Here is a 25,693-nt window from a genome sequence, read left to right as displayed (position 1 = left end):
TTGCGGCGCGCGGGCCCCTTGCCTGTCGGGTGCTTCAGCGGGCGAGCGGGATGCCCGTCGGAGGCTTGAGTACGGTGTCGTCGACGACGCCGCAGAGCCGGGCGAGCTGGTCGATGACCTTGTCCGGCTCGTCGAACGGGTCGAGTCCGCTGACCTCCAGCGGGTCCAGCACGGGCACGGTGACGTGCGAGATCAGCGGGTGCAGCGGGCGGTGGTCGGCCTCGCCCCGGCCCAGCAGGTCCTCGTGCAGCTTCTCGCCCGGGCGCAGCCCGGTGTAGACGATCTCGACCGGGTTGGTGGCCTGCTCGACCATCCGGCGGGCGATGTCGTCGATGCGTACCGGCTCGCCCATGTCGAGCACCAGGGCCTCCCCGTCGCGGCCGATGCTCGCCGCCTGCAGGACCAGGTGGACCGCCTCCTGGACGGTCATCAGGTACCGGGTGACGTCGGGGTGGGTGACGGTCAGCGGTTGCCCGGTCTCGATCTGCCGCTGGAAGGCGGTCACCACCGAGCCCCGACTGCTGAGCACGTTGCCGAAGCGGACACTGAGGAAGGTACCCGGGTGGCTCGCCGCCGCGTGGGCGGTCAACATCTCGGTGATCCGCTTGGAGTAGCCGAGCACGCTGATCGGGTCGGCGGCCTTGTCGGTGGAGATGTTCACGAAGCGGGCCACATCGCGGCAGGCGTCGAGGACGGTGAGGGTGCCCCAGACGTTGGTCTTGACCGCCTCGCCGGGGTGGCGCTGCAACAGGGTCAGGTGCTTCAGCGCCGCGGCGTGGAACACGATCTCGGGGCGGCGTTCCCGCATGATGCGCCGGATGCCCTCGTCGTCGCGCAGGTCGGCGAGGACGAGTTCCGGGCCGTCCAGCAGCGCCCGTCCGGTCAGCGACATCTGCAGGCTGTGCAGCGCGGATTCGTCGCGGTCGAGCATCATCAGCTCGCCCGGGTTGGCCCGCATGATCTGCCGGCACAGCTCCGAGCCGATCGAGCCACCGGCGCCGGTGACCAGGATCCGCCGGCCGGTGAGCCCGTTGTCGTCCAGGGCCAGGTCACCGACCACGGGGCGGCGGCCGAGCAGGTCGCTGATCTGCACGTCCCGGACGTCGGTGACGGTGATCCGGTGGTCCACCAGTTCGCGGACCGGCGGCAGGATCTTGAACGCCGCGCCGGTCTGCAGGGTGGCTTCCCGGATCTGCCGGATCAGGGCGGCGTCGGCGTTGACCGCGGCGAAGATCAGGGCGCTCGCCCCGGTCCGCCGGATCGCGTCGGCGACCTCGTCGCGCCCACCCAGTACGCGGACCCCGGCGATGCGCAGGTCGTGCTTGTCCGGGTCGTCGTCGAGCGCGCCGACGGGCAGGTAACGGCCCTTCGGGTCGCCGAGCATCGCGCGGACCAGTCCCTGTCCCGCTTCGCCGAAACCGAACAGCAGGACCGGTGTCGCCGACCGGGCGTCGGGGCGCATGGCGCGGTCACGCTGGTGCCGGTGGACGAAGCGGAAGCCGAGCATCAGTAGCAGGGCCAGGCCGGTGCCGAGCACCGGTGTGCTGGCGGGGATCGGGCGGTCGTCGAGGGCGAGCAGGGCGAGCAGCACGACGGCGGCGGTGCCGCCGGCGGTGCCGACGATCCCGCGGACCTCCTCGATGCTGCCCAGTGGCTGGCGCCCGGAGTAGACCCGGCGCAGGGCGGCGATCCCGAAGTGCAGTACGGCGGCGGCGCCGCCGAGCAGTACGGCGTTGATCGCCTGTTCGGCGGGGAGTGCCTGCTCGTACCTTGCCCAGCAGGCGACGAGGAAGCCACCGACCCAGGCGAAGGCGTCGGCGGCCAGGAACCTGACGGTACGGCGACTCACCCTGGACCAACGTTCGGTCATTGCTCCCGTTCGTTGGACACGCTGTGCTTCCGGCGGCATGTACGACTCCCTGTCCTGTCCATGGCGCACGGCGACCTACGGCAGGTCAGGGGCCACGTGCGTCCCCTAACTACTAGCGGAAGTTTCACCCTTGGAGTCCCGTTTTCACGTTTTCGGGCTGACTGTCGCCTTGACGGACGACTGTCGTCAAACCGACAGTCGCCCTGATTGTCTGATTAGTCGAGCTATCTCGATCTTGGTCGTACCCGCCGCCGGCACCTTCCGGGACAGCCGGTACCGGAGCGCCGTCAGCCCAGGGGAGGTAGCCCGCGGCGGCCGAGTTGGCGGCGCAGCCCCTCGGGCAGCAGCTCGCGTAGCTGCTCGGGCAGCAGTGGCAGGTCCAGCAGGCTCAGCTTGAGTTGGCTGCGCTCCTGGTAGCGGCGCGGGTCGAGGCGTACCACCAGCCCCGCGTCGTGGCGGTAGCTGATGTCCACCACCCCCGACGTCGACCCCTCGCGGATCACCTGCCCGTCCACCTCGATCGCGACCGGGCCGGAGTCGGGCCGCAACTCCAGCCGGACGGTCTCCTCCGGGGAGAGCACCACCGCGCGGGAGATGCCGGCCATCGGTGCGCTCGGCGTCACCACCACCGCTCGCGTCGCCGGCGAGATCAGCGGCCCGCCGGCCGCATAGCTGTAGGCGGTCGACCCGGTCGGCGTACTGACCACGAGCACGTCGCAGCGGTAGTAGCCGTACCGCTGGCCGTCCACGGCCAGGGTCGCGGCGACGAAACCCTGACCGGGCGTACGGATCAGGGCGATGTCGTTGAACGCGACCACGTCGTCGCCGCACACCTCGCAGGCCAGGCAGCTGTGCCCCTCCAGGGTGTAGTCACCGGCTCGGATCCGGTCCAGGGCCGCCGGCACCTCGGGCGGCTCCACCTCCACCAGGAACCCCAGCCTGCCCAGGTGCACGCCGAGTACCGGCTTCGGGTCGTCCACGGCCAGCCGCAGGGCGCCCAGCATGGTGCCGTCGCCGCCGATGCTCACCAGCACGTCCGATGCGGCGGCGAGTGCCTCCGGTGGCACCGCCCGGACGGACCCGGGCACCCGGGACCGGTCCTCGGCCCGTACCGCCAGGTCGGCGCCGTGCCGGTCGGCCCAGGCCACGACGGTGTCCACCACGGGCGCCACGTCCCGGGTGGGGTGGAGCACCAGGCCGAGCCGGATCCGGTCCATGTCCCCAGCTCACCACAGTCTGGCCGGGCGCACGGCGGTACCGGTTAGGGCGGTCGGCCCCGAGCGGCGCGTAACCCGCCCCGACCCGGCGCGTTGCACTTCGGTGGGCCCGGCCGTAACCCGCCGGTGGCCCACATCGACGCGATCGAGCCCACCACCCGACCGGGTTCGGGTGTCGAAGGAGCGAGTGATGACCCGAGTGATGACGGTGGTCGGCACCCGGCCCGAGATCATCCGGCTGTCGCGGGTGATGGACCTGCTCGACCGTACGGTGGAGCACGTCCTGCTGCACACCGGGCAGAACTGGGATCCGAACCTGTCCGAGATCTTCTTCACCGAGCTGCGGCTGCGCCAGCCCGACCGCTTCCTGAACGTCGACACCTCGTCGCTGGGCCGGGTGCTCGCGGGGGTGCTCACCGGGATGGAGGAGGCGATCCGGGACTACCGGCCGGACGCGCTGCTGGTGTTGGGGGACACCAACAGCAGCATCGGTGCGTTGATGGCCCGGCGGATGCGGGTCCCGGTCTACCACATGGAGGCGGGTAACCGCTGTTTCGACCTGAACGTGCCGGAGGAGACCAACCGCCGGCTGGTCGACCACATCTCCGACTTCAACCTCGTCTACACCGAGCACGCCCGCCGCAACCTGCTCGCCGAGGGGCTGCACCCGCGCCGGATCCTGCTCACCGGCTCACCCATGCGCGAGGTGCTGGAGCACTACCGGGCGGACGTCGAGAACTCCACCATCCTGTCCCAGCTGGCGCTGAACCCGGGCGACTACTTCGTGGTCAGCGCACACCGGGAGGAGAACGTGGACAGCCCGCAGCGGCTCGGCCGGCTGCTGGACTGCCTCCGTGCGGTGCGCGACGAGTGGGCCCTTCCGGTGCTGGTCTCCACCCACCCGCGTACCCGCAAGCGCCTTGAGGCCCTCACCAGCGACGCGACCACCCTCGACGGGATCTCGTTCCACGAACCGTTCGGGCTGATCGACTACGTACGCCTACAGTCCGACGCCCGCTGCACGCTCTCCGACAGCGGGACCGTCAGCGAGGAGGCGGCCATCGTCGGGTTCCCGGCCGTGACGTTGCGCGACGCGATGGAGCGGCCGGAGGCCCTCGACGTCGGCAGCATCGTGATGACCGGTCTGGACCCGGCGGGCGTGGTGGAGGCGGTGCGGGTGACGATCGACCAGGTGGCTCGCGACGGGGTGCCCTGCCCGGTCGACTACCAGGTGGCCGACACGTCCCGCCGGGTGCTCGACTTCATCCTGTCGACCGTGCGCCGGCACCACGACTGGGCCGGCATCCGCCGCTGAAACCGCCGTCCGCCGCTGCGCCGTCGAAACCGCCGTCCGCCGTCCGCCGTCCGCCGTCGCGCCGTCGCGCCGTCGAGCCGTTGAGTCGTTGAGTCGTTGAGTCGCCGTCGGCGGCTGCCACCGACAGCCGGTGCTCGACGGCTGGCCCCGCCGCCGACGATGCCGGGGCTGCCCGGTCAGCTCTCCGAGCCCCAGCGGGCCCGTGCGGTGTGCAACTGGCGGATCATCTCCGGCCAGGTGGGCGGCTGGTAGCCGGTCACCGCGCGGAGCCGGTCGGCCGACAGCGCCCGGTCGCAGCGGAATCCGTCCTCGGGCACGATCCGTCCCGGCCAGCCGTACACGTCGGCGACGATCCGCAGCAGGTGGTACTTCGAGATCGGTGCCGCCGCGAGGTGGTACAGCCCCGTGAGGTCGTCGCGCGGGATGACGACCGTACGCAGGAAGCGGGCGAACTCGACGGTGGTGACCCCGCTGTAGTTCGCCTTGGTGTAGCCCTTGACCTCGCCGTGTTGGCTGAGGAACCAGTCCACCAGCGACCGGTTGGTGCCCAACTCGTGCCCGACGATGGAGGTGCGCAGGGTCAGCGCGGGCGCCGCCACCTCACCGAGCAGCTTGGACCGCCCGTAGAGGTCCGGCGGGTCGGGGATGTCGGTCTCGAGGTAGTTGCCGCGGTCACCGGAGAAGACGCAGTCCGTGCTCACCGTGACCAGTCGGATGCCCCTGGCCGCGCACTCCTGCGCCAGCAGGTGTGGGAAGAGGGCGTTGAGCCGGATGGTGTGGACGGCGTCCCGGACGGCGGAACGTTGCTTGATCACTCCGATCGCGTTGACCACCAGATCGGGTCGGAGCTGCGCCAGCAGCGTGAGGGTCCGATCGGGGTCGAGCGCGTCCACGTCCGGGATGATCCGCCCGGCCAGCCGCCGGGGGAAGTGCCGCGGTAGATCTTCGTGGCGGCGAGCGGTACCGAAGACGTCCGACCCGCCGCCCGCGTCCAGCTCCCGGATCAGCGTGTGCCCCAGCATCCCGGTGGCACCGAGGACCAGTACCCGGCGATTCATCTCTGCACCTGTTTCGGGTTGTGCCGCCGTCGGCCCCGGCGTTCGGCGGCGGCGGTGAGCACGTCGGCGAGCAGCCGCGAGCCGGCCTGCTCGCTCATCTGGTCGTGGTAGTAGGCGTGTCCGGTCCGGCCCATCTCCCGGAGCCGGTGCCGGGACGTCGAGTGGGCCTGCCGGATGGTCGCGGCGAGCGCGGTCGGGTCACCCGGTGCGCAGGTGAAGCCGGCTCCGGCGGAGCGGGCCACCCGGGCGGCGTCACCGGCGGCGCTGACCACCATCGGCTGCCCGCAGGCGAGGATCGACGGGACCTTGCTCGGCATGGTGATCCGGAACAGCGGCTCGTCGGCGAGGCAGACCAGCTGGATGTCGGCCGCCGCCGCGACCCCGGCCATCCGCTCGGGCGGTTGGGCGGGTACGAAGTGCACGGTGCGCAGCCCGAGTTCCGCCGCCATCGCCTGCAACGAGCGTTTCTCTATCCCGTCGCCGACCAGTACCAGGTGGACGTCGGGCAGGTCGGCCAGTCGGGCCATCGCCTCGATCGCAGTGTGGAGCCCCTGGGCCGCGCCGTGGTTGCCGCCGTACATCACGACGAACTCGTCGGTGAGGCCCAGCCCTCTCCGCAGTTCGGCGTCCGGCTCCGTCGGGTGCAGCAGCTTCTCGTCGGCCCAGTGGTAGACCAGGGAGATGCGGTCGGCCGGTACGCCCCGGGCGACGACCGCCTCGCGTTGCCCCGGTGAGGCCACCGTGACGTGCTCCGCCCACCGGTACGTCTGGTTCGTGAACCAGCCGAGGGTGCGCTCCGCGAGACGGCGGGTCAGACCCCCGGTCAGGAAACCGGAGGCGAAGACCGAGTCGGGCCAGAGGTCCATGACCATCGCCACGTACGGCGTACCCCAGCGCAGCCGGGCCGTCATCGCCGCGCAGGCGGCGGTGGCCGGGCCGGAGTAGACCAGCGTGACGTCGGCGTGGCGGAGCACCGGCCCGCCCAGCAACGAGCTGGACGCGGCGTAGCTGAGGTAGTTGGCGGCTCGTCCCGGCGCCGAGCGGTCGTGGCTGGGATACAGCGGGGTACGCAGGACCGGCACGCCCTGCTCGCGGTCGGCCGTCCGGCGCCACGCCGGGTAACCGGCCCGCAGGCGGCCGTCCGGATAGTTCGGCATACCGGTCAGCACGTCCACGGTGAACCCCTGCCGGTCCAGGGCGTGGGCGATGCCCAGCGGGATCGGTGCGGGTTCGGGCGGGAACCACTGGGTCACGTACCCCACCCGGCAGCGGTCCGGGGCCTCGTCGTGGTGCGGCACGGCGCGTCAGACCCGGTCCGCGAGAGCCCGGGGCAACTGCGCCCGTACCTCCGGCAGGGTGGCCAGCAGCCGCATCACCGCGGGTACGTCGAGCCGTTCGGCGTTCTCCGAGGTGTAGTCCGGGCGGTCGTGGCGGCCGGAGTCGCCCTCGTCGAAGTAGAGCGAGTAGTTGAGGTCCCGGCTGTCCACCGACACCCGGAGGAACTGCCCGAGGTCCTCCGCCCGGGTCAGCTCCTCCTCGCTGACCAGCGTCTCGTGGAGCTTCTCGCCGTGCCGGGTACCCAGCGCTTCGATCTTGGCCGGTACGTCGAACAGGTTGCAGACGGCGGTGGCCAGGTCCCCGATCGTGCAGGCCCGTGCCTTCTTGATGAAGATGTCACCGCTGCGCCCGTGGACGAAGGCGTGCTCCACCAACTCCACCGACTCGGTCAGCGACATCAGGAACCGGGTCATCGTCGGCTCGGTGACGGTCAGTGGTACGCCGCTGTTGATCTGTTCGATGAACAGCGGGATGACCGATCCCCGGGAGCACATCACGTTGCCGTACCGGACGATGCACATGCGCGTGGGTGAACTGCTGTTACGGACGGCCGCCTGGGCGACCTTCTCCATCAGCCCCTTGCTCATGCCCATGGCGTTGACCGGGTGGACCGCCTTGTCGGTGCTCAGGAAGACCACCGCCGCGACGCCGTTGCGCTGCGCCGCGTCCGCGACGTTCGCACTGCCGAGCACGTTGGTCCGGACGGCCTCGAGCGGGAAGAACTCGCACGAGGGAACCTGCTTCAGCGCCGCGGCGTGGAAGACGAAGTCGATGTTCCGGCTGGCCTTGCTGACCGAGTCGTAGTCGCGTACGTCGCCCACGTAGTAGCGGACCCGGTCGTCGCGCAGCCGCAGCCGCATGGCGTCCTGCTTGGCCTCGTCCCGGCTGAGGACTCGGATCTCCGCGGCGCCGCTGGCCAGCAACCGGTCGACCATGGTCTGTCCGAACGAGCCGGTGCCTCCGGTGACCAGGAAGCGGCCGTTCGATAGCGAGATGTCCACGCTTCTCCTCCCGTCGCGACCTCCGTGCGGGAGGCGGGACGCAGCTCTGACGATGGCTGAGGCTAATCCCCCTAAAGCAGCCTCTTGCGATAAATCGGAAAAACTGCTGCGGAACCCCCAGAATGGTCGAAAGCTGTCGTTGTCACCAGAGGGCGCCGCCGGCCCCGGAGCGTCGGCGTCGTTGCGCTGCCGCCGAGCCGGTCAGCGCGGTGGTGTCGAGGAAGGACGACCCCGTGGTGGACAGGAGCCCAACCGTCGGACCGGCCCCCGGCCGGGGCCGCGGCCTCGTCCTGGGCGTGACCACCTCGGTGGCCGGCAAGGGGCTCGGCCTGGTGGCGCCGCTGGTCATCACCCCGGTCACCTTCGGCTACCTGGGCGCGGAACGGTACGGGCTCTGGATGACGGTGACGGCGCTGGCCGGCATGGCCTGGTTCGCCGACCTGGGCCTCGGCGACGGGCTGCTGACCCGGCTGAGTCACCACGTACGCGGCAGGGACGAGGCCGCCCGGGAGATCGCCAGCGCGTACGCCCTGCTGGGCGGCGTCGCGGTGCTCTTCCTGGCCGGTGTCGGGGCGGCCAGCCAGGCCGTCGAGTGGGCGGCGCTGTTCGGGATCCGGAACCCCACGCTCGCGGGGGAGGTGTCGACGGTGATCCTGATCTGCTTCGGCGTCTTCGCGGCGAACATCCCGCTATCCCTGATCCACCGGATCCAGTACGCCGAGGGACGGGTGGCGCAGAGCAACGCCTGGCAGGCCGGCGCCGCGCTGCTGTCGATCGGCGTCGTGCTGGTCGCCGTGGCCACCGGCGCGGGCCCGCTGACGGTGATCCTCTGCGCGGTGGCTGCGGTGCCCGCCACGAACCTGGTCAACACCCTGGTCTACTTCACCGTCGTCGACCCCGGGCTGCGCCCGAGGTGGGGCCGGGTCGACCTGCGGCGGTCCCGGAGCCTGTTCCGGCTCAGCTTCCAGTTCTTCCTGCTCTCGGCGATCTGGTCGGTGGCGCTCAACGTGGACAATCCGCTCGCCGCGCAGGCCGTCGGGCTGGCCCAGGCGGGCGGGTACATCGTCGCGGCGAAGCTCTTCGCCGTACTCGGTGCCTTCGTCACGGTGATCGGGATGGCGACCTGGCCGGCCGTCGGTGCGGCCCTGGCCCGCGGCGACGTGGCGTGGGTACGCGCCACCACCCGCCGGATGGTGCTGCTGCTCGCCGTCGTGTTCTCGGTGACCGGCCTGCTCCTGGTCACCACCGGCAAGATGCTGCTCGCCGCCTGGGTCGGTGCACCGGAGGTCACCGCGCTGCCGCTGGCGGTACTCGGCTGGCTGGCGGTGTGGCCGCTGCTCACCGCCGTCGTCTCGCCCCTGTTCATGGTGCAGTGCGGTGCCGGGCGGCTGGGTGCGCAGTTCTGGGGTTGGGGTCTGTTCCTGATCCTGTCGGTGCCGCTGAAGCTGGTCGCGGTGACCCACCTGGGGCTGTCCGGAATCCCGGCCGCCGGCTGCCTGGCGTACCTGCTCACGATGTGGCCGGCGGCGGTGATCGGGTACCGGCGGGCGCTGGCGTCCGCCCGCGACGACTCGTCCGACGACACCCGGCCGGCACCCGTGCCGGTGCCGGCCTGACCAGAGAGGTCCACATGCTCGACAAGGTGGTTCGCGCCGACCCGACGCCCCGCCCACGACCCCGGCGACCGGCAGCACCGGCGCGACCGCGGGTGGTGGTGCGGGTCGTCCCCGAACTCAGCTTCGGCGGTACCGAACAGTGCGTGGCCAGCGTCCTGCCCGGCCTCGCGGCACAGGGCGTGCTCACCCACTTCGTGACCCTCAGCGACCACGTGGGCCCCGGCCCGCTGGCCGACCTGGCGACCCGGTACGGCGGCCGGATGGTCACCATGCCGCTGAACGCCCGCTTTCCGGTCGACTTCGTACGGCTGCTGCGCCGGATCCGGCCGGATGCCGTGCACGTGGAGTGCGCCAACTTCTCCGGCGCGATCCTGTCCCTCGCGGCGGTCGCCGGCGTACCGATCCGGATCGCCCACTTCCGGGGCGACGACAACATGCCGCGCAACGCCCGCAGGCAGGCGCAACGGTGGCTGCTCCAGCGGATGCTGGACGCTTCCGCCACCGACCTGCTCGGGATCTCGCCGAGCGCGTTGACCTTCGGCTACCGGGCCGGTTGGGAGGCGGACCCCCGCTGCCGGGTGATCCTCGACGGGCTGGCGCTGGACCGGCTGACCCGCCCGAGCGACCTGGAACTGCGTACCGCCATCGGAGCCGCCCCGACGGACCTGGTGTGCCTGACGGTCGGTCGCGCCTCGACCGAGAAGCGGCGTTGGCTGCTGCCACCGATCCTGGCGGCGCTGCGGGCACAGGGTGTGGCGGCCCACGCGGTGCTCGTCGGCCCGGGAGACGCCGGGGACGATGCCCGGGTCCGGCGGGCGGCGGCGGAGCACGGGGTGGCCGACCGGGTGCACCTCCTGGGCGCCCGCGACGACGTCGGTGGCCTGCTCGGGCAGGCCGACGTCGTCGTGCACCCGTCCTGCCTGGAAGGGCTCCCCACGGTGATCCTGGAGGCCGCGGCGCTCGGCGCTCCGGCGGTGGCGGCCGATCTGCCGGGGGTGCGGTTCATCGCCGAACGACTCGGCGGGGTGGAGATCGTCGCGACCGAGGCGGCGGCGTCGACGTGGGCGCGGGCGGTGCGGCGGGCCGCGACTGCCGAGTCGGACCGGGCCACCGCGTTGGCCCGGTTCCGGGCCAGCGTCTTCGACGCCGACGCGGCCGTGGCGAGCTACCTGGAGCTGTACGGCCGCTGACCGACCCGGGGCGCCGGACCCGGCCGGTCGGCCAGCCGCATCTGGTCGAGGATGTGGACGCCGCGCTCGCCCGCCGCCCAGGTGCGGTACGCGTCGGCGGCCGAACCGCGCAGGGCCAGCCGTTCGGCGGGCGACATCCGCGCCAGCCGTTCCAACTGGTCCGCGAGTTCGTCCTCGGTGAGCCGGGTGAGCACCACCCCGCCGCCGGCCGCCAGCACGCCGGTCCACGGTGTGCGATCCGAACAGAGCACCGGACACGACGCGGACAGACTCTCCACGATGGTGTAGCCGAAGTTCTCGCCGAGCGTCGGCATCGCGTACGCGTCGTACTGCGCGAACGTCTCCCGGACCAGATCCGGGTGCAGTTCGCCGCGGTACGCCACCTCGACCGTCGACGGCAGTTGCGAGATCAGCTGCCGGCACCGCGCCCAGTACGCCGGATCCTCCGCCGGTCCGTAGATGTCGAAGGTGATCGGGCTGGTGGTGCGGGCCAGCGCCGCCAGGGTCAGGGTCAGGTTCTTCATCGGTGAGACCCGGCCGACGAACACTAGCCGGAGCCGGTCGGCCAACCGTACGGGTGGGATCGGCTCGGCGGGGAGGTCGACCTCGTCGGCGCAGACGAGCGCCGTGGCCCAGGGCAGCCGGCGCCGGATCAGGTCGGCCTCCAGCTGACAGGTCGCGTGCCAGCGGACGTCACCACGGCGCAGGAACGGTCCCCACAGCCGTAGGAAGATCTCCTTCTTGGTCGCCTTCAGGGCCAGCGCCGCGGGGGAGAACTCGCCCCGGGGGGCGATCGTCACCCGGGCCGCCCGGATCAGCCGCAGCCGGGTGGCGAGGATCGCCGTGATCGAGAACGGGCACCACAGGCTGTTGACGTACAGCAGGTCGAACGGTTCCCGGCGCAGCGTCCGCCACAGCCCCCACCACTGCCGGGGGCTCCTGGTCGACAGGTAGAAGATGCGGGACCGGCCACGGTCGAGCCAGCGGCCGGACAGCCCGGGATAGGGCTGCGGCACGCCGAGGTCGTGGTCGCCGGTCACCAGCGTCACGGTCACCTGTTCGGAACACGAGTCGAGCAGCCGGGCGATGGCCCGGACCGGGCCGCCGGCCCGGAATCCCGGCTCGAAGAACCGATGCGTCATCAACACCCGGTACGGCCCGTGGACCGCCGCGTCGTCGCGTGGCATGCCCGACCAACGAGCAGTCGGGGAGCCGGTGACGAGGGTCGGCCCCGCCCACGCCGTCGACCCCCCGACCGGGTGACGGTGGGATCGGCCGGTATAAGGTGCCGGCTCACGTTGATTCCCGTTTAGGGTTTTTGTTGCAATTTTCTCCTTCTTATCATCGTCTGTACTGATAGGACTTGGGGCATGCAGAAAGGCACGCTCGAAGAGCCTGCGGGGACGGGTCCGGAAGTTCCCGTCGCGGACTACCGCGCGGATGACTCCCACGCCTCCGCCCACCACCGCTACGACCGGTGGAAGCGACTGTTCGACATCGTCGGCGCGGTCGCCGTCCTGATCGTCGCCGCCCCGCTGATGGCGGTCCTGGCCGCCGTCGTGCTGGTGACCATGGGGCGGCCGGTGTTGTTCCGGCACACCCGTCCCGGGCGCGACGGCAAGCTGTTCGACATGGTCAAGTTCCGCACCATGCGGCCGGTCGACCAGCAACGAGGTCAGGTCAGTGACGGTGACCGGCTCACACCGGTTGGCCGCTGGCTTCGCGCCACCAGCCTGGACGAGATACCGGGGTTCTGGAACGTGCTCCGCGGGGAGATGAGCATCGTCGGTCCGCGACCCCATCTCGTGCGTTATCTCGGCCTGTACGACGCCCGGCAGGCGCGGCGGCACGAGGTACGGCCGGGCATCACCGGGCTCGCCCAGGTGCGCGGCCGCAACGCGCTCAGCTGGGAGCAGAAGTTCGACTACGACATCGAGTACGTCGACCGGCGCTCGTTCCGGCTCGACCTCAAGATCCTCCTCGCGACGGTCTGGGTGGTGCTCCGCCGACAGGGCATCACGGCCCCCGGTGCCGCCACCTGGCACGAGTTCACCGGCAACCCGCCCGTCGGGAGCCGGCCGGCGCAGCCCTGGCCCGAACCACCCGAACCGGGGATCAGATGAACACCGCGCTGCTGCTCGGGGGCAGCGGATTCCTGGGCCGGCACATCCGCCGTGCCCTCGCCGCGGACTGGTCGATCCACGCGCCCAGCCGGCAGGAGTGCGATCTGGTCGCGATCGACCCGACCGCGCTGGTCTCCCTGCTGCGCCGCGAGCGACCGGACGCGGTGGTCGTCGCGGCGGGCCGGATCGTCGGCTCCGGGTACGACTTCGTGCAGGCCCACGCGGTGGTCGCGGCCAAACTGGTCGAGGCGGTGACCGCCGGAGCGCCGCAGGCCCGCCTTGTCAAGATCGGTTCGGCGGCCGAGTACGGCGCGGTGCCGTACGGCACCGTCGTCGCGGAGACCCAGCCCACCCGGCCGGTCAGCGAGTACGGGGTGAGTCACCTGGCCGCCACCCGGCTGATGGAACTCGCCGCCGAATCGGGTCGGCTCGACGCGGTGGTGCTGCGGGTGTTCAATCCGGTCGGTCCGGGACTGACCCCCGGCAACGTGCTCGGGCAGGCGGCGTCGCTGATCCGGGCGGCGATGGAACACGGCGACGAGCACATCTCACTGGGCCTGCTCGACGCCTACCGGGACTTCGTCGACGTACGCGACGTGGCCGACGCGGTCCGGGCGGCGCTCAGCTGCGGTTCGCTGCGGCAGCGGGTGTTCAACATCGGCAGCGGCCGGGCGACGGCCGTCAAGGATGCCGTCGCGCAGCTCGCGGGCGTGGCCGGCTTCCCGGGAGAGATCCGCGACGGCGCGTTCACCGCGGCGGCCGGACGCTCGACCGGGGTGCCGTGGATGTGCGCCGACATCCGCTGCGGCGCCGACCAACTCGGCTGGCTGCCCGCACACCCACTGACCGACTCACTGGCCGCGCTCTGGCGGGAGGTCGGCGGCGCCGACCGCAACACCGTGGCCGCAGTCGCATCCGACCAGCCGCAGGGATTCACCACGAGCGGAGCGGACCATGCCCAGAGACTTTGACCTGACCCGGTGGGACCACGTCGGTACCACCGACGCCGGCACCCCGGTGGGCCGTACGTCACCCCACCGTTGGATTCGGCTGACCGCGCTGATCGGTGCACTGGTCCTGGCGCTCGTCGTCGTCGGTGGTGGCCTCGGTGGTTGGCTCTACATCCGGTCGCTGGAGCAGCGGATCAGCAAGGTGGACGCCTTCCAGGGACTGTTGGCGGAGCAACGGCCGCCACGGGCCGTCGACGAGGCGCTCAACATCCTCGTCGTCGGGCGGGACGAGCCGGACGGGACGGACACCACCGCCCGGGCCGACAGCATCATGCTGGTCCACATCCCGCACAGCCGTGACCGGGCGTACCTGATCTCGATCCCCCGGGACACCTGGACCGACGTGCCGACCTCACCGGACGGTGGGGACACCCGGAAGGGGAAGATCAACGCGGCACTGGCCTGGGGTGGTGTGCCGCTGCTGGTCCGCGCGGTAGAGAACTTCACCAGCGTCCGGGTCGATCACGTGGTGCTGCTGGACTTCACCGGTTTCACCAAGGTCATCGACATCCTGGGCGGCGTCGACGTCACCGTGGACACCTCCTTCACCTCGGCCTACGCCGCGGGCCGGGTCTTTCGGCCCGGTGTGCACCGGATGGACAGCACGGTGGCGTTGGAGTACGCCCGCGAGCGCCACCAGTTCGCCGACGGCGACTTCAGCCGGATGCGTCACCAGCAGGCCATCGTCGCCGCCGTGCTGCAGGAGGTGACCCGCAAGGGAATCCTGACCAGCCCGGGTCGGCTCGACGACTTCCTCCGCGTCGCCGCCGGTGCCGTGGAGGTCGACCACGACCTGCCGGTGGCCGAGACGGTGTGGGGTCTGCGGCTGATCGGCGCCGAGGACCTGACCTTCCTGACCTCTCCGAACGTCGGACCCGGCATGGTCGGTGACCAGAGCGTCATCCTGCCCGACGAGCCGGCGGCAGCGGAGCTGTTCGCGGCCGTACGCTCCGGCACCGTCAACAAGTGGCTGGCCGAGCACCCCGAGGCGACCGTCCGCTGAGTGAGGTCTCAGGGCCGACCCAGGCCGGCGCTGAGGTCAGTCAGGGCCGGCCCAGGCCGCGGTACCGCCAACCGGCCCGGACCCACCGCACGGGGTCGAGACAGTTCCGGCCGTCGATCACGCGGCGCTCGGCGACCAGCTCGCCGAGGGCGTTCGGGTCGGCGTCGCGGAAGTCGGCCCACTCGGTGAGGACGCAGACCAGGCTGGTGTCGCGGACCGCCTCGGCCATGGTGGGGGCGTAGCGCAGGTGCGGCTGGGCGCGGCGTGCGTTGGCCATGCCCTGCGGGTCGTAGACGTGCACGTCGGCCCCGGCCTTGGCCAGCATGGCGGCGACCGCGAGGGAGGGGGCGTCGCGTACGTCGTCGGAGTCGGGCTTGAAGGTGGCGCCGAGCACCGCGATCCGGACGCCGGACAGGTCGGGCCCGGCCGGGCCGTAGCGACGGTCGAGCAGTTCGGCGGCGAGCTGCACCACCCGGGTACGGCGGCGCTGGTTGATCAGGTCGACCTCGTGCAGGAAGCGCAGTGCCTCACCGGCGCCGAGCTCCTGCGCCCGGGCCTGGAAGGCGCGGATGTCCTTCGGGAGACAGCCGCCGCCGAAGCCGACGCCGGCCTTGAGGAAGCGGTTGCCGATCCGCGGATCGTGGCCGATGGCGCGGGCCAGCTGGGTGACGTCGGCGCCGGCGACCTCGCAGACCTCGGCCATCGCGTTGATGAACGAGATCTTGGTGGCCAGGAAGGCGTTCGCGGCGACCTTGACCAGCTCGGCGGTGGCGAAGTCGGTGACCACCACCGGTACGTCGCGCCCCTCGGCGGCAGCCAGGTCGCAGACACCCTTGTGGGCGGCATCGAGCAGCTCCCTGGCCCACTCGCTGCGGACGCCCACCACGATCCGGCTGGGCCGCAGCACGTCCTGCAGGGCGAAGCCCTCCTGGAGGAACTCCGGACTCCAGGCCACCTCGACGCCCAGGTCGGCGGGGGCGTACTTGTCGACGAGTCGCTCCACCCACTCGGCGGTGCCGACCGGCACGGTGGACTTGCCGACGATGAGGGCCTTGCGGGTCAGGTGCTGGGCCAGCCCCGTGACGGCGTCCTCGACGTAGGACAGGTCGGCGCCCATTCCACCGGCGAGTTGCGGGGTGCCGACGCAGATGAAGTGGACGTCGCCGAAGGCGGCGACCTCGGCGAGGTTGGTGCTGAAGCGCAACCGGCCGCCGGCCAGGCTCCGCTTCAGCACCTCCTCCAGGCCGGGCTCGTGGAACGGCACCTCACCGGCGGAGAGTTTGGCGATCCGGTTGATGTCGACGTCGTACCCGATCACCTCGTAGCCGAGTTCGGCGAAGCAGATCGCGTACGTCGCGCCGAGATAGCCGGTGCCGTGGAAGGCCAGCCGGGGAAGTGCTGCGGTGGTGGTCGACATCTGCGGCTCCGACAAGGTGAGGACGGTGGGTGGTACGCGGCGATGCCGCCCATTGGTTATATCCGGAAAAATAGGATTCCAGGTCGGATTCCGGATTCCTGGCTCTCTTCCGGATAGGGCACCCCGGGCGGGAACGGTGCGAACCTAGCGGTCATTCACCGGCACGCCGGCCTCCTCGGAACGCCGCATCGTGGGTGCCCGATGGGGATTCACCGCATCGACGAGCACCTTCTCGAACCGGTCGAAGAGCAGGTCCCGGTCGAAGCGGGACTCCGCCAGCCGCAGCGCCGCCCGACGGGCCGCCGCGACCCGTTCCGGGTCGGCCAGGAAGTCGCTGACCATGATCGCGGCGGCGGCCGGGTCCGCGGCCGGCAGGACCAGCCCCGCACCACTCTCGCGCAGCGTCTCGGCGATCCAACCCTCGTGGTTGACGGCGACCGGCCGTCCGGCCGCCAGCCCGTCGAAGAACTTGTTCGCCGAGTTGGCGTGCAACACCGGATCGTCCCGGAAGACCGACAGGGACAGGTCGCAGGCACCGAAGAGGGCGGTGACCGTCGCCTTGGGCATCTGGCCCAGCATGAACAGGTTCCGGTCCAGTACGCCGAGCTGCCCCGCGAGCCCGCGGACATGGTCGTGCTCCGCGCCGCTGCCCGCGATGGCGAACCGCAGCTCCGGATGACTGTGCCGGGCCGCCTCCGCCATCCGCACCACGTACTCGACCCGGTTGGCGAAACCCAGCGTGCCCGCGTAGAGCACCAGTGGACGGTCACCGAGCCACGGCGTACCGCGCCGGAGTTCGGCCGCCGCGTCACCGGCGGACGCGAACAGCGCCCGGTCGCAGCCGTTGGGCACGACGGTGACCGGTACGTCCGGGAACCGTCGGGTGATGCTGTCGGCCATGCCGGGGGAGAGGGCGACCACGTGTCGCGCCCGCCGGTAGGCCCAACTCTCCAGTCGGTACGCCGCCCACCGCGACCCTGGTGAGGTCAGCGCACCGAGCGCGATCGGCACCTCCGGCCAGACGTCGCGCACCTCGAGCACCATCGGCACCCCGCGGCGGCGGGCCGAGTAGGCCGCCGGCAGCGCGATCGTCAGCGGTGTGCTGGTGGCGAAGACGATGTCCTGCGGCAGACCGGCGGCGCGCTGGGCGGCCAGCCGGGCGAACCGGAAGAACGCCCGGATCCGGTCCCGGTAAGGCATGGCGTTGCCGTACGGCACCGTGATCCAGTGCACCGTCGCCCCCGCCTCGGTCGTCGTACGCCACTGCTCCGACCCGCCGCCGCGACCCTCGGTGTCACTGGTCACCACGTGCACCCGGTGACCTCGATCGACCAGCCGACGGGCGAACTCGAACGAACGGGTGCCTCCCGACATCTCCGGAGTGCGGAAGTACTGGTGCAGGTAAACGATGTCCACGGTGCTCACTTCCCATGTGGTACGCGGATTTTCTCGGGTTTCTTCAGGACCGCGACCACCGCGAGAATCCAGAAGAATCGGCTGTCGTATCAATCGCCGGCCGGCCGCCACGTCCCTGGGCCAGCAGGGCGAGAACGGCACCGACGCCGTACGCGACGGCGGAGCCGGTGGCCGCTCCCATCGCGCCGTACCGGGGGATCAGCACCAGGTAGGCGGTGAGCGCCACCACCATCGCCGGGATGTCGGCGACCAGCGCACCGCGGGCCCGGCCGGTGGCGACACCGAGACCGATCGCCACCCGGCTGACGCTGTAGCAGGCGGTACCGACGGCCAGTGGCACGAGCAGCGCCACCGAGTCGCGGTACTCGGCCCCGAACACCGGCACCACCAGCAGGTGACCGGCGAGCAGCAGGACCGCGCCGGCGACCAGGCCGTAGCCGACCGCCGCCAGCAGCGCGGGCGTGCGACGCAGCTTTCCGGCGAGGAACCGTTGGTGCCAGCGCGGCGACTGGGCGTCGACCCAGCTCTGCACCGGCCAGATCGCGAACTCGGCCACCGTGGCCACCACGATGTAGAGGCCGAGCTGTTCGTAGGTGCCGAGCCAGGGCAGCATCAGCCGGTCGGCGCGGAGCATGACCAGGCTGGCGATCGCCGCCGGCAGCAACCGTAGGCCGAGCCGCCGCGCCGGGGCGAGACTGTGCGGCGGGTCCGGCGGGTCGGGTCGGCGCCGCAGGGTCAGCCACGCGACCGCGCAGCCGGTGGCGAGGGCCAGGCCGTACACCAGCAGCCACACATCGGGCGAACTCACACCCGTGACCGTCAGCGCCCCCGCCGCCGCCACCAGCGTGAGCTGACCGGTGATGGTGGCGATGAAGTACGGCCGTACCGCGCCGCTCGCCGCGGCGCCGGTCCGCAGGGCCGCGGTACCGAGCAGGGCACAGGCGCTCACCGTGAAGCCCGCGACGACCAGCATGGCGCCCGTGGAGGCGTCGGTGCCGATGGCGTAGACGACCGGTCCGGCGACCAGGAGGACCACCGCCGCCGCGGGGGCGACCAGCCGAAGCGTGTCGAGGGAGGTACCGCGTACCCCGCGCCCGGCCACCACCGTGGCCGGATACGACCGGTCGGTACCGGCGATGGCGAGCAGATTGGCCACGTAGGCGATCTGCAGCAGCAGCGCCAGGTTGCCGCGTCCGGCCGGTCCCATCGAGCGCGCCGCCAACACGTTGATGGCCAGGCTGGCGACCCCGACGGCCAGCTGGGCGGCCACCAGGTAACCGGCCGTGGCCAACGACGATCGGGCCGCCGGGCGCCGTGCGACCGCCGGGTCGACCTGTCCTGCGGACGGCAGGGCCTGCGGTGGTGGGGGAACCGTCATCAGGTCGATTCCAGCGTGGTGCGACGCGCCGCCGCGGGCCCGACCGGTGGCGGGTCGGTCAGGACGAGGTCCACGCCAGCTGCCGTTCCTTGTCGAGGTCGAGCAGCTCGGCGCTGGAGTCGAGCACCACACCGCTGGCCCGGCAGACCTTGCCCACGGTTGCGGCGAGGATGCGTACGTCCAGCCAGAGGCTCCACTCCTCGACGTACCGCGCGTCGAGGGCCAGGCGTTCGTCCCAGGGGGTGAGGTTGCGGCCGTTGATCTGGGCCAGTCCGGTGATACCCGGCCGGATGTCGAAGCGGCGCCGCTCGCGCTCGGTGTACCAGGGGTCGTAGCGCCGTAGCAGGGGTCGGGGGCCGACCAGGCTGAGATCCCCCCGGATGACGTTCACCAGTTGGGGTAGTTCGTCGATGCTCAGCTTGCGCAGTACCCGGCCGACACCGCGGCAGCGAATACCGTCGGGCAGCAGATTGCCGTCGTGGTCGCGCTCGTCGGTCATGGTGCGCAGTTTCAGGATGCGGAATGGGCGCTGCCAGCGACCACTGCGCTCCTGGACGAAGAAGACCGGCGCACCGAGTTGGATTCTTACCAGCAGTGCCGCGATCGCCACGACAGGCACGGTGAGTATCAGGAGCAATAGCGAGATCACGACGTCCAACGTTCGCTTCACTCGAAGTTGCACGTTTTTTGACATGGCTCCGCCTCGGCGTCCGTTCATTGCGGTCATCAGAATTCTTATCAGCCGGCCGCTTCGTTCGTGGCTTGTTTCGCGTTAGCGGCAATTCCTGAAACGGTTTAGTCTTTTCCGTTCGGCGGATCGGCAGGAGATTCGTGAATTCCTTTCGTTGCCGATTCGTCGCCGCCGGGATACCCGTCGAGGCGACGGGCGGCCGGCGTGGATCAACCCGTTTGGGACTCGCCGCCCGGCGGGCCGCTCACTGCTCGGCCAGGAAGTGACCGATGGCCGCCGCCACCCGATCGGCCTGCCGGTCGGTCATCGCGGAGCCGCTGGGCAGGGTGAGGCCGTCGACGAAGAGCTGCTCGGCGGCGCCGGAGAGCACGCTGTGCGCACCGGCGAAGACCGGTTGCAGGTGCATCGGTTTCCAGATCGGCCGGGTCTCGATGCCGAGCGAGTTCAGCCGCGCGGCAAGGTCGGCGGCGCGCCAACCGGCCCGCGCGGGGTCCACGACGATGCTGGTCAACCAGCAGTTGGCGCCGGTGTCGCCGTCGCCGAGCAGCCGGACGCCCGGCACGGCGGCGAAGAGCTTGGCGTAGCGCTCACGGTGGGACCGTCGGCGGGTCAGCATGCCGTCGAGCCGACGTAGCTGGGCCCGGCCGAGGGCGGCCAGCAGGTTGCTCAGCCGGTAGTTGTAGCCGGTGTCGGTGTGCTCGTAGTGCGGTACCGGCTGGCGGGCCTGCGTGGACAGATACCGGCAGCGGTCGACCAACTCGACGTCGTCGGAGACGAGCATGCCGCCGCCGGAGGTGGTGATGATCTTGTTTCCGTTGAACGACAGTACCGCCGCATGGCCGAAGGAGCCGGCCGGAGCGGTGCCGCGCACCGCGCCCAGCGCCTCCGCCGCGTCCTCCACGACGGGTACCCCGGCCGCCGCGCAGATCGGCAGGATGCGGTCGTACTCGGCGCACTGGCCGAACATGTCGACCGGCAGCACCGCCGCCACCCGGCGGCCGGCGCGCCGCAACTCGTCCAGCGTCCGTTCGAGCAGGTCCGGATCGAGGTTGCCGGTCTCCGGCTGGCAGTCCACGAAGATCGGCTCGGCGCCGGTGTAGACGACGGCGTTGGCGGTGGCGACGAACGTGAGCGTGGGTACGACGACCACGTCACCGGGGCGCGTACCGAGCGCGAGCAGAGCCAGGTGCAGGCCGGCGGTGCCGGAGGAGAGCGCCACGGCGTGGGACCGCCCGGTCCGCGCGGCGATCTCCCGCTCGAACGCGTCGACCTCCGGGCCGACCGGCGCGACCCACCCGGAACGCAGCGCGCTGATCAGGTATGACTCTTCCAGTGGCCCGACGTCTGGTGGCGAGAGCAGGATCCGCTCCGCGATCTGCTCCACCGACCCTCGGCTCGCGTTCTCCCGTTCACGTACCGCCATGCGCAGCCCCCGTCGTCGCCGGGTGTCGACCCTGTCCGTCTTCGGGAGGGACAACGAGGCAGCGGGTTGCCGGTGTTGCCTGAATGCAACCAAGATTTCCGTTCGCGTTTCACGTTTCCGTTTTCCGCCGGATGTCCGACGGTCAGCCCCAGTCGTCACCGGCGTCGAGACGCCGGTCGAGCAGGTCGCGCAGGGGGATCGACTCACCGTCGCGGCCGCCCCGCCCGACGACCAGCGGCGCCGGGGCCGGCCGCGGGTCGGCGCCGAACAGCCGTGCCCGCAGGCTGGCCGGCACGGTCAACAGGTAGAAGCGTCCCGCCGGGTCGACCGCCCGGCTGTGGGCCCGGTCCACGTACCAGCCGGTCAGCCGGGTGCGGTAGCGGGAACGACCGTCGTAGGAGCGGACGGCCAGGGCGGTGGTACGCAGGCCCCGGCGGTTCGCCTCGGCGGCGAACCGGGCCACCAACCCGGCGGCCTCGGCCTGCTCCGCCGCCCGCTGCCGCGCGTCGGCCGCCGCGTGCGCCTGGACCGCTCGTCGTTGCCGCTCCTGCCACTGCGGCCCGTCATCCGTCACGCCGGCCACGGTACGCCGTCACCGGCCGCCGAGCGGGCGCCGCGTCGGACGCGGGCCCCGGCTCGGCGGCGTCGACTCAGGCCAGACCGGCGCGGCGCAGCGCCTCCGCCATCGCGTCGTTGGCCGGCGGCGGCGTACCACCGCGCCCCTGCCGCTGCTGCGGACCGCCCCGGGAGCCGCGGTCGGCACGGGACGCGCCCTGGCCGCCGCGCGACCCACCCTGACCACCGCGTGCTGCGCCACCCTGTCCACCGCGCTCCCGGCGGGCGCCGTCGCCGGTCGGGAGGTCGTCGTCGAGCCGCAGGGTCAGCGAGATGCGCTTGCGGGGTACGTCGACCTCCAGCACCTTGACCTTGACCACGTCGCCGGACTTGACCACCTCGCGGGGGTCCTTGACGAAGTTGCGGGACATCGCCGACACGTGCACCAGGCCGTCCTGGTGCACCCCGACGTCGACGAAGGCACCGAAGGCGGCCACGTTGGTGACCACCCCCTCCAGGACCATGCCCGGGGTCAGGTCGCCGATCTTCTCGACGCCCTCGACGAAGGTGGCCGTCTTGAACTCCGGTCGCGGGTCGCGGCCCGGCTTCTCCAACTCGGCGAGGATGTCGGTGACGGTGGGCAGGCCGAACGTGTCGTCGACGAAGTCGGTGGCCCGCAGCCCTCGCAGGATGGCGCTGCGGCCGATGACCGACCGCAGGTCCTGACCGGTCGAGGCGAGGATCCGCCGGACCACCGGGTACGCCTCCGGGTGCACGCTGGAGGAGTCCAGCGGGTCGGCGCCGCCGGGGATGCGCAGGAAGCCGGCGCACTGCTCGAACGCCTTCGGCCCCAGCCGGGCCACCTTCTTCAGCTCGGCCCGGGTGCGGAACGGCCCGTTGGCGTCCCGGTGCAGCACGATGTTCTCCGCCAGCCCGGCGCCGATGCCCGAGACCCGGGTCAGCAGGGGAGCCGACGCGGTGTTGACGTCCACCCCGACGGCGTTGACGCAGTCCTCGACGACCGCGTCCAACGAGCGGGAGAGCTTCACCTCGGACAGGTCGTGCTGGTACTGCCCGACCCCGATGGAACGCGGATCGATCTTGACCAGTTCGGCGAGGGGATCCTGCAACCGCCGGGCGATCGAGACCGCACCGCGCAGCGACACGTCCAGCCCGGGCAGCTCCTGCGCCGCGTACGCGGAGGCGGAGTAGACCGACGCACCCGCCTCGGAGACCACGATCTTGGTCAGCCCGAGCTGCGGGAACCGCTTGATCAGGTCACCGGCCAGTTTGTCGGTCTCCCGGCTGGCCGTACCGTTGCCGATCGCCACCAGCTCGACCTGGTGCGCCGCAGCGAGCCGGGCCAGGGTCTCGATCGAGGCGTCCCACTGCCGGCGTGGCTCGTGCGGGTAGATGGTGTCGGTGGCGACCACCTTGCCGGTGGCGTCCACCACGGCGACCTTCACGCCGGTCCGCAGGCCCGGGTCCAGCCCCATCGTCGCCCGCGCCCCGGCCGGCGCCGCCAGCAACAGGTCACGCAGGTTGGTGGCGAAGACCCGGACGGCCTCCTCCTCGGCCGCCTGCCACAGCCGCATCCGCAGGTCGGCCCCGAGGTGGATGAGGATGCGGGTCCGCCACGCCCAGCGCACCGTGTCGGCCAGCCACCGGTCGGCCGGCCGGCCCTGGTCGCTCACCGCGAACCGGCCGGCGATCGCCGCCTCGTACCGGGTCGGGCCGGTGCCGGCCGCGTCGGCGGCGTCGTCCGCCTCGGGCGCCATGGTCAGGTCGAGCACACCCTCCTTCTCGCCCCGGAACATCGCCAGGATCCGGTGCGAGGGCAGCTTCGGGTACGGCTCGGCGAAGTCGAAGTAGTCGGCGAACTTGGCCCCGGCGCTCTCCTGGCCCTCGCGTACCTTCGCCACCAGCCGGCCCCGCGACCACATCTGCTCGCGCAGGGTGCCGATCAGGTCGGCGTCCTCGGCGAACCGCTCGATCAGGATGGCCCGGGCACCGTCCAGCGCGGCAGCCGCGTCGGCCACCCCCCTGTCGGCGTCGACGAAGCCGGCGGCGGTCTCCCGCGGGTCCCGCGACGGGTCGCCGAGCAGCGTGTCCGCGAGGGGCTCCAGCCCGGCCTCGCGGGCGATCTGCGCCCGGGTGCGCCGCTTCGGCTTGTACGGCAGGTAGATGTCCTCCAGGCGGGACTTCGAGTCGGCCGCCATGATCTGCGCTTCGAGGGCCTCGTCGAGCTTGCCCTGGGTGCGGATCGACTCCAGCACCGCCGCGCGCCGCTCGTCCAACTCGCGCAGGTAGCGCAGCCGCTCCTCGAGCGTACGCAGCTGGGTGTCGTCGAGCAGCCCGGTGGCCTCCTTGCGGTACCGCGCGATGAAGGGCACCGTCGCACCGCCGTCGAGCAGCTCCACGGCCGCGCGTACCTGGCGCTCGGCGACGCCGAGTTCCTCGGCGATGCGCTGATGAACAGAGAGGGTCACGATGTCGCTCCGCCTTCGGGTGTGGGTTCCGTGGTGCATTCTGCCGGGCTACCGTGGCGATCATGGAACCACCTGTGGAGCCCCGGGCGCGGCGCCTCTTCGGCGGCAGCGCACGGGCCCTCGGCGACCTCGCGACCAGCCCGTTCCGGGCCGACCGGGACCGCATCGTCGGCTCGCCGTTCTTCACCCGGCTCGGCGGCGTCACCCAGGTGGTCAGCCCGGGCGGATCCGGGCTGCTGGTGCACAACCGGCTCACCCACAGCCTCAAGGTCGCCCAGGTGGCCCGGGCGATCGCCGAACGCCTCACCGTCGACGGGTGGCAACGCGACCTGGTGGAGAAGCTGGGCGGCTGCGACCCGGACGTGGTGGAGGCCGCCGCGCTCGCCCACGACCTCGGCCACCCGCCCTTCGGACACCTGGGGGAGCGGGTGCTGGACCGGCTCGCCCGGCACCGCCTCGGCCTCACCGACGGCTTCGAGGGCAACGCCCAGTCGTACCGGATCGTCACCTCGACCGAGATCCGTGGCGCGGCCACCACCGGGCTGGACCTGACCGCCGCGGTCCGGGCGGCGATGCTGAAGTACCCGTGGACCCGGCTCGACCATCCCGACCCGCACCCGCGCCTGCTGGACCCGCCGCCGCGGGGGGCCGCCCCGCCGCCCGACGATCCGGACAGCGGTTCGGCGAAGTTCGGGGCGTACCGCACCGAGCTGGACGACCTGCGGCAGGCCCGGGCCCCGTTCGTCGGCCGGATCGCCGACTGGCAGCAGACCGTAGAGGCGTCTGTGATGGACACCGCCGACGACATCGCGTACGCCATCCACGACGTGGAGGACTTCTATCGGGTCGGGGTGCTCCAGCAGGGCGCGGTGGCCGCCGAGCTGATGGCCTGGCAGCGCGAGGGCGGCCACCTGCGGGCCATCACCGACGCGGCGTTGATCACCTCGGCCCGCCGCCCCGGCGCGTCGATCGAGCGACTGCGCCGGCAACTGCACCGCAAGGACGGCTGGATAGCCGACGACGAGGCGTTCGCCGCCGCCGTCGAGCACGTCCGGGAGGAACTCGTCGACGGGCTGCTCGCCGTGCCGTTCGACGGCTCGATCGAGGCGGAGCAGTACGTGGCCCGCTTCTCCGCCCGCTGGACCACCCGGTTCGTCGACGCGATCACCGTGGTCGAGCAGCCGACGATGCGCTCCGGCCACGTGCTGCTGGCCCCGGCGCAGTGGCACGAGGTGCAGGTGCTGAAGTTCGTCCACCACCGGTTCGTGCTCGCCCGCCCCGACCTGGCGCTGCACCAGCGGGGCCAGGCCCGCCTGCTCGGCACCCTGGTGGAGGCGCTGCTGGAGTGGCTGCTCGACCCGGAGGAGGAGTCCCGGCTGCCCCGGCGCCTGCACGACCTGGTGGAGTTGGCCGAGGCGGAGCTGCACCCGCGTACCCCGGACCGGGTCGGCAAGGCCCGCGGCCGGGCCATCGTCGACTTCGTTGCCCAGTTGACCGACGGGCAGGCCGTCGCGATGCTGGACGCGCTCTCCGGCCGCTCCGGCGCCCTGTGGACCGACGCCTTCGTGCTGTGAGAGGTCGGG

At 71.7% G+C, this 25,693-nt stretch carries 19 protein-coding genes and 1 pseudogene; 7 read left to right on the top strand and 13 right to left on the bottom strand.

From position 1 onward, the window contains the following. Positions 1-34: 34 nt before the first annotated feature. Positions 35-1,909: a nucleoside-diphosphate sugar epimerase/dehydratase gene (locus D2L64_RS07455; RefSeq protein ID WP_119573979.1), complete on the bottom strand. Its 1,875-nt coding sequence runs from the start codon at positions 1,907-1,909 to the stop codon at positions 35-37. Between the two features lie 248 nt (positions 1,910-2,157). Further along, entirely contained in the window at positions 2,158-3,087 is a 930-nt protein-coding gene (locus D2L64_RS07450) for an NAD(+)/NADH kinase (RefSeq protein ID WP_119573978.1), read from the bottom strand. Between the two features lie 190 nt (positions 3,088-3,277). Here D2L64_RS07450 and wecB point away from each other — a divergent pair, with 190 nt between their 5' ends. Next, positions 3,278-4,402 carry a non-hydrolyzing UDP-N-acetylglucosamine 2-epimerase gene (gene wecB, locus D2L64_RS07445; protein ID WP_119573977.1) on the top strand — a complete coding sequence of 375 codons (1,125 nt, stop codon included), beginning with the start codon at positions 3,278-3,280 and terminating at the stop codon, positions 4,400-4,402. 176 nt (positions 4,403-4,578) lie between these two features. On the opposite strand, the gene D2L64_RS07440 is transcribed toward wecB, so the two are convergent. Genes D2L64_RS07440 through D2L64_RS07430 form a run of 3 tightly spaced genes read right to left on the bottom strand, consistent with a single transcriptional unit; the run spans position 4,579 to position 7,799 of the window. Beyond that, positions 4,579-5,460: a dTDP-4-dehydrorhamnose reductase family protein gene (locus D2L64_RS07440; RefSeq protein ID WP_119573976.1), complete on the bottom strand. Its 882-nt coding sequence runs from the start codon at positions 5,458-5,460 to the stop codon at positions 4,579-4,581. Continuing rightward, complete coding sequence (locus D2L64_RS07435; RefSeq protein WP_158603470.1) at positions 5,457-6,713, bottom strand: glycosyltransferase family 4 protein; 1,257 nt, start codon at positions 6,711-6,713, stop codon at positions 5,457-5,459. Before D2L64_RS07435 ends, D2L64_RS07440 begins: the two co-directional genes overlap by 4 nt. A 51-nt stretch (positions 6,714-6,764) precedes the next feature. Next, on the bottom strand, positions 6,765-7,799 hold the full coding sequence (locus D2L64_RS07430) for a polysaccharide biosynthesis protein (RefSeq protein WP_119573974.1): 1,035 nt from the start codon (positions 7,797-7,799) through the stop codon (positions 6,765-6,767). A gap of 236 nt (positions 7,800-8,035) precedes the next feature. Here D2L64_RS07430 and D2L64_RS07425 point away from each other — a divergent pair, with 236 nt between their 5' ends. After that, positions 8,036-9,415: a lipopolysaccharide biosynthesis protein gene (locus tag D2L64_RS07425; protein ID WP_158603469.1), complete on the top strand. Its 1,380-nt coding sequence runs from the start codon at positions 8,036-8,038 to the stop codon at positions 9,413-9,415. Positions 9,416-9,429: 14 nt separating this feature from the next. Further along, the gene (locus D2L64_RS07420) at positions 9,430-10,605 is read left to right on the top strand and encodes a glycosyltransferase (RefSeq protein ID WP_147376208.1); all 1,176 of its coding nucleotides are present in this window, start codon (positions 9,430-9,432) and stop codon (positions 10,603-10,605) included. On the opposite strand, the gene D2L64_RS07415 is transcribed toward D2L64_RS07420, so the two are convergent. Next, the gene (locus D2L64_RS07415) at positions 10,581-11,747 is read right to left on the bottom strand and encodes a glycosyltransferase family 4 protein (RefSeq protein WP_147376207.1); all 1,167 of its coding nucleotides are present in this window, start codon (positions 11,745-11,747) and stop codon (positions 10,581-10,583) included. The two genes, D2L64_RS07420 and D2L64_RS07415, sit on opposite strands and share 25 nt — an antisense overlap. Positions 11,748-11,975: 228 nt before the next feature. On the opposite strand from D2L64_RS07415, the gene D2L64_RS07410 reads away from it, so the two are divergent. Genes D2L64_RS07410 through D2L64_RS07400 form a run of 3 tightly spaced genes read left to right on the top strand, consistent with a single transcriptional unit; the run spans position 11,976 to position 14,741 of the window. Further along, positions 11,976-12,728, top strand: coding sequence for a sugar transferase (locus D2L64_RS07410; protein ID WP_119573970.1), 753 nt, complete (start codon positions 11,976-11,978; stop codon positions 12,726-12,728). Further along, positions 12,725-13,699, top strand: coding sequence for an NAD-dependent epimerase/dehydratase family protein (locus tag D2L64_RS07405; RefSeq protein WP_119573969.1), 975 nt, complete (start codon positions 12,725-12,727; stop codon positions 13,697-13,699). The genes D2L64_RS07410 and D2L64_RS07405 overlap by 4 nt, the downstream gene beginning before the upstream one ends. Further along, positions 13,683-14,741 (top strand): LCP family protein, encoded by a 1,059-nt coding sequence (locus tag D2L64_RS07400; protein WP_119573968.1) that lies wholly within the window; start codon positions 13,683-13,685, stop codon positions 14,739-14,741. Before D2L64_RS07405 ends, D2L64_RS07400 begins: the two co-directional genes overlap by 17 nt. 40 nt (positions 14,742-14,781) lie before the next feature. On the opposite strand, the gene D2L64_RS07395 is transcribed toward D2L64_RS07400, so the two are convergent. The 7 genes and pseudogenes from D2L64_RS07395 to D2L64_RS07365 all read right to left on the bottom strand — a co-directional run bounded on the left by D2L64_RS07395 (position 14,782) and on the right by D2L64_RS07365 (position 24,174). Next, on the bottom strand, positions 14,782-16,158 hold the full coding sequence (locus D2L64_RS07395) for a UDP-glucose dehydrogenase family protein (RefSeq protein ID WP_119573967.1): 1,377 nt from the start codon (positions 16,156-16,158) through the stop codon (positions 14,782-14,784). Between the two features lie 144 nt (positions 16,159-16,302). Then, entirely contained in the window at positions 16,303-17,583 is a 1,281-nt protein-coding gene (locus D2L64_RS07390) for a glycosyltransferase family 4 protein (RefSeq protein WP_233558829.1), read from the bottom strand. Positions 17,584-17,617: 34 nt separating this feature from the next. Beyond that, on the bottom strand, positions 17,618-18,952 hold the full coding sequence (locus tag D2L64_RS07385; RefSeq protein ID WP_119573966.1) for a lipopolysaccharide biosynthesis protein: 1,335 nt from the start codon (positions 18,950-18,952) through the stop codon (positions 17,618-17,620). A 58-nt stretch (positions 18,953-19,010) separates the two neighbouring features. After that, complete coding sequence (locus D2L64_RS07380; protein ID WP_119573965.1) at positions 19,011-19,646, bottom strand: sugar transferase; 636 nt, start codon at positions 19,644-19,646, stop codon at positions 19,011-19,013. Positions 19,647-19,887: 241 nt separating this feature from the next. Then, the gene (locus D2L64_RS07375; protein ID WP_119573964.1) at positions 19,888-21,066 is read right to left on the bottom strand and encodes a DegT/DnrJ/EryC1/StrS family aminotransferase; all 1,179 of its coding nucleotides are present in this window, start codon (positions 21,064-21,066) and stop codon (positions 19,888-19,890) included. Positions 21,067-21,208: 142 nt separating this feature from the next. Further along, complete coding sequence (locus D2L64_RS07370; protein WP_233558827.1) at positions 21,209-21,640, bottom strand: hypothetical protein; 432 nt, start codon at positions 21,638-21,640, stop codon at positions 21,209-21,211. Positions 21,641-21,716: 76 nt separating this feature from the next. Continuing rightward, positions 21,717-24,174, bottom strand: a pseudogene (locus D2L64_RS07365) (Tex family protein). On the opposite strand from D2L64_RS07365, the gene D2L64_RS07360 reads away from it, so the two are divergent. After that, the gene (locus D2L64_RS07360; RefSeq protein ID WP_119573961.1) at positions 24,173-25,684 is read left to right on the top strand and encodes a deoxyguanosinetriphosphate triphosphohydrolase family protein; all 1,512 of its coding nucleotides are present in this window, start codon (positions 24,173-24,175) and stop codon (positions 25,682-25,684) included. The pseudogene D2L64_RS07365 and the gene D2L64_RS07360 sit on opposite strands and share 2 nt — an antisense overlap. The last annotated feature ends 9 nt before the right edge of the window (positions 25,685-25,693 follow it).

Origin of the sequence: Micromonospora radicis, from assembly GCF_003583405.1 — a bacterium.
Taxonomy (GTDB): domain Bacteria; phylum Actinomycetota; class Actinomycetes; order Mycobacteriales; family Micromonosporaceae; genus Micromonospora; species Micromonospora radicis.
The sequence above is the reverse complement of the archived record's forward strand: the minus strand, read 5'-3'. Positions and strand labels throughout refer to the sequence as shown.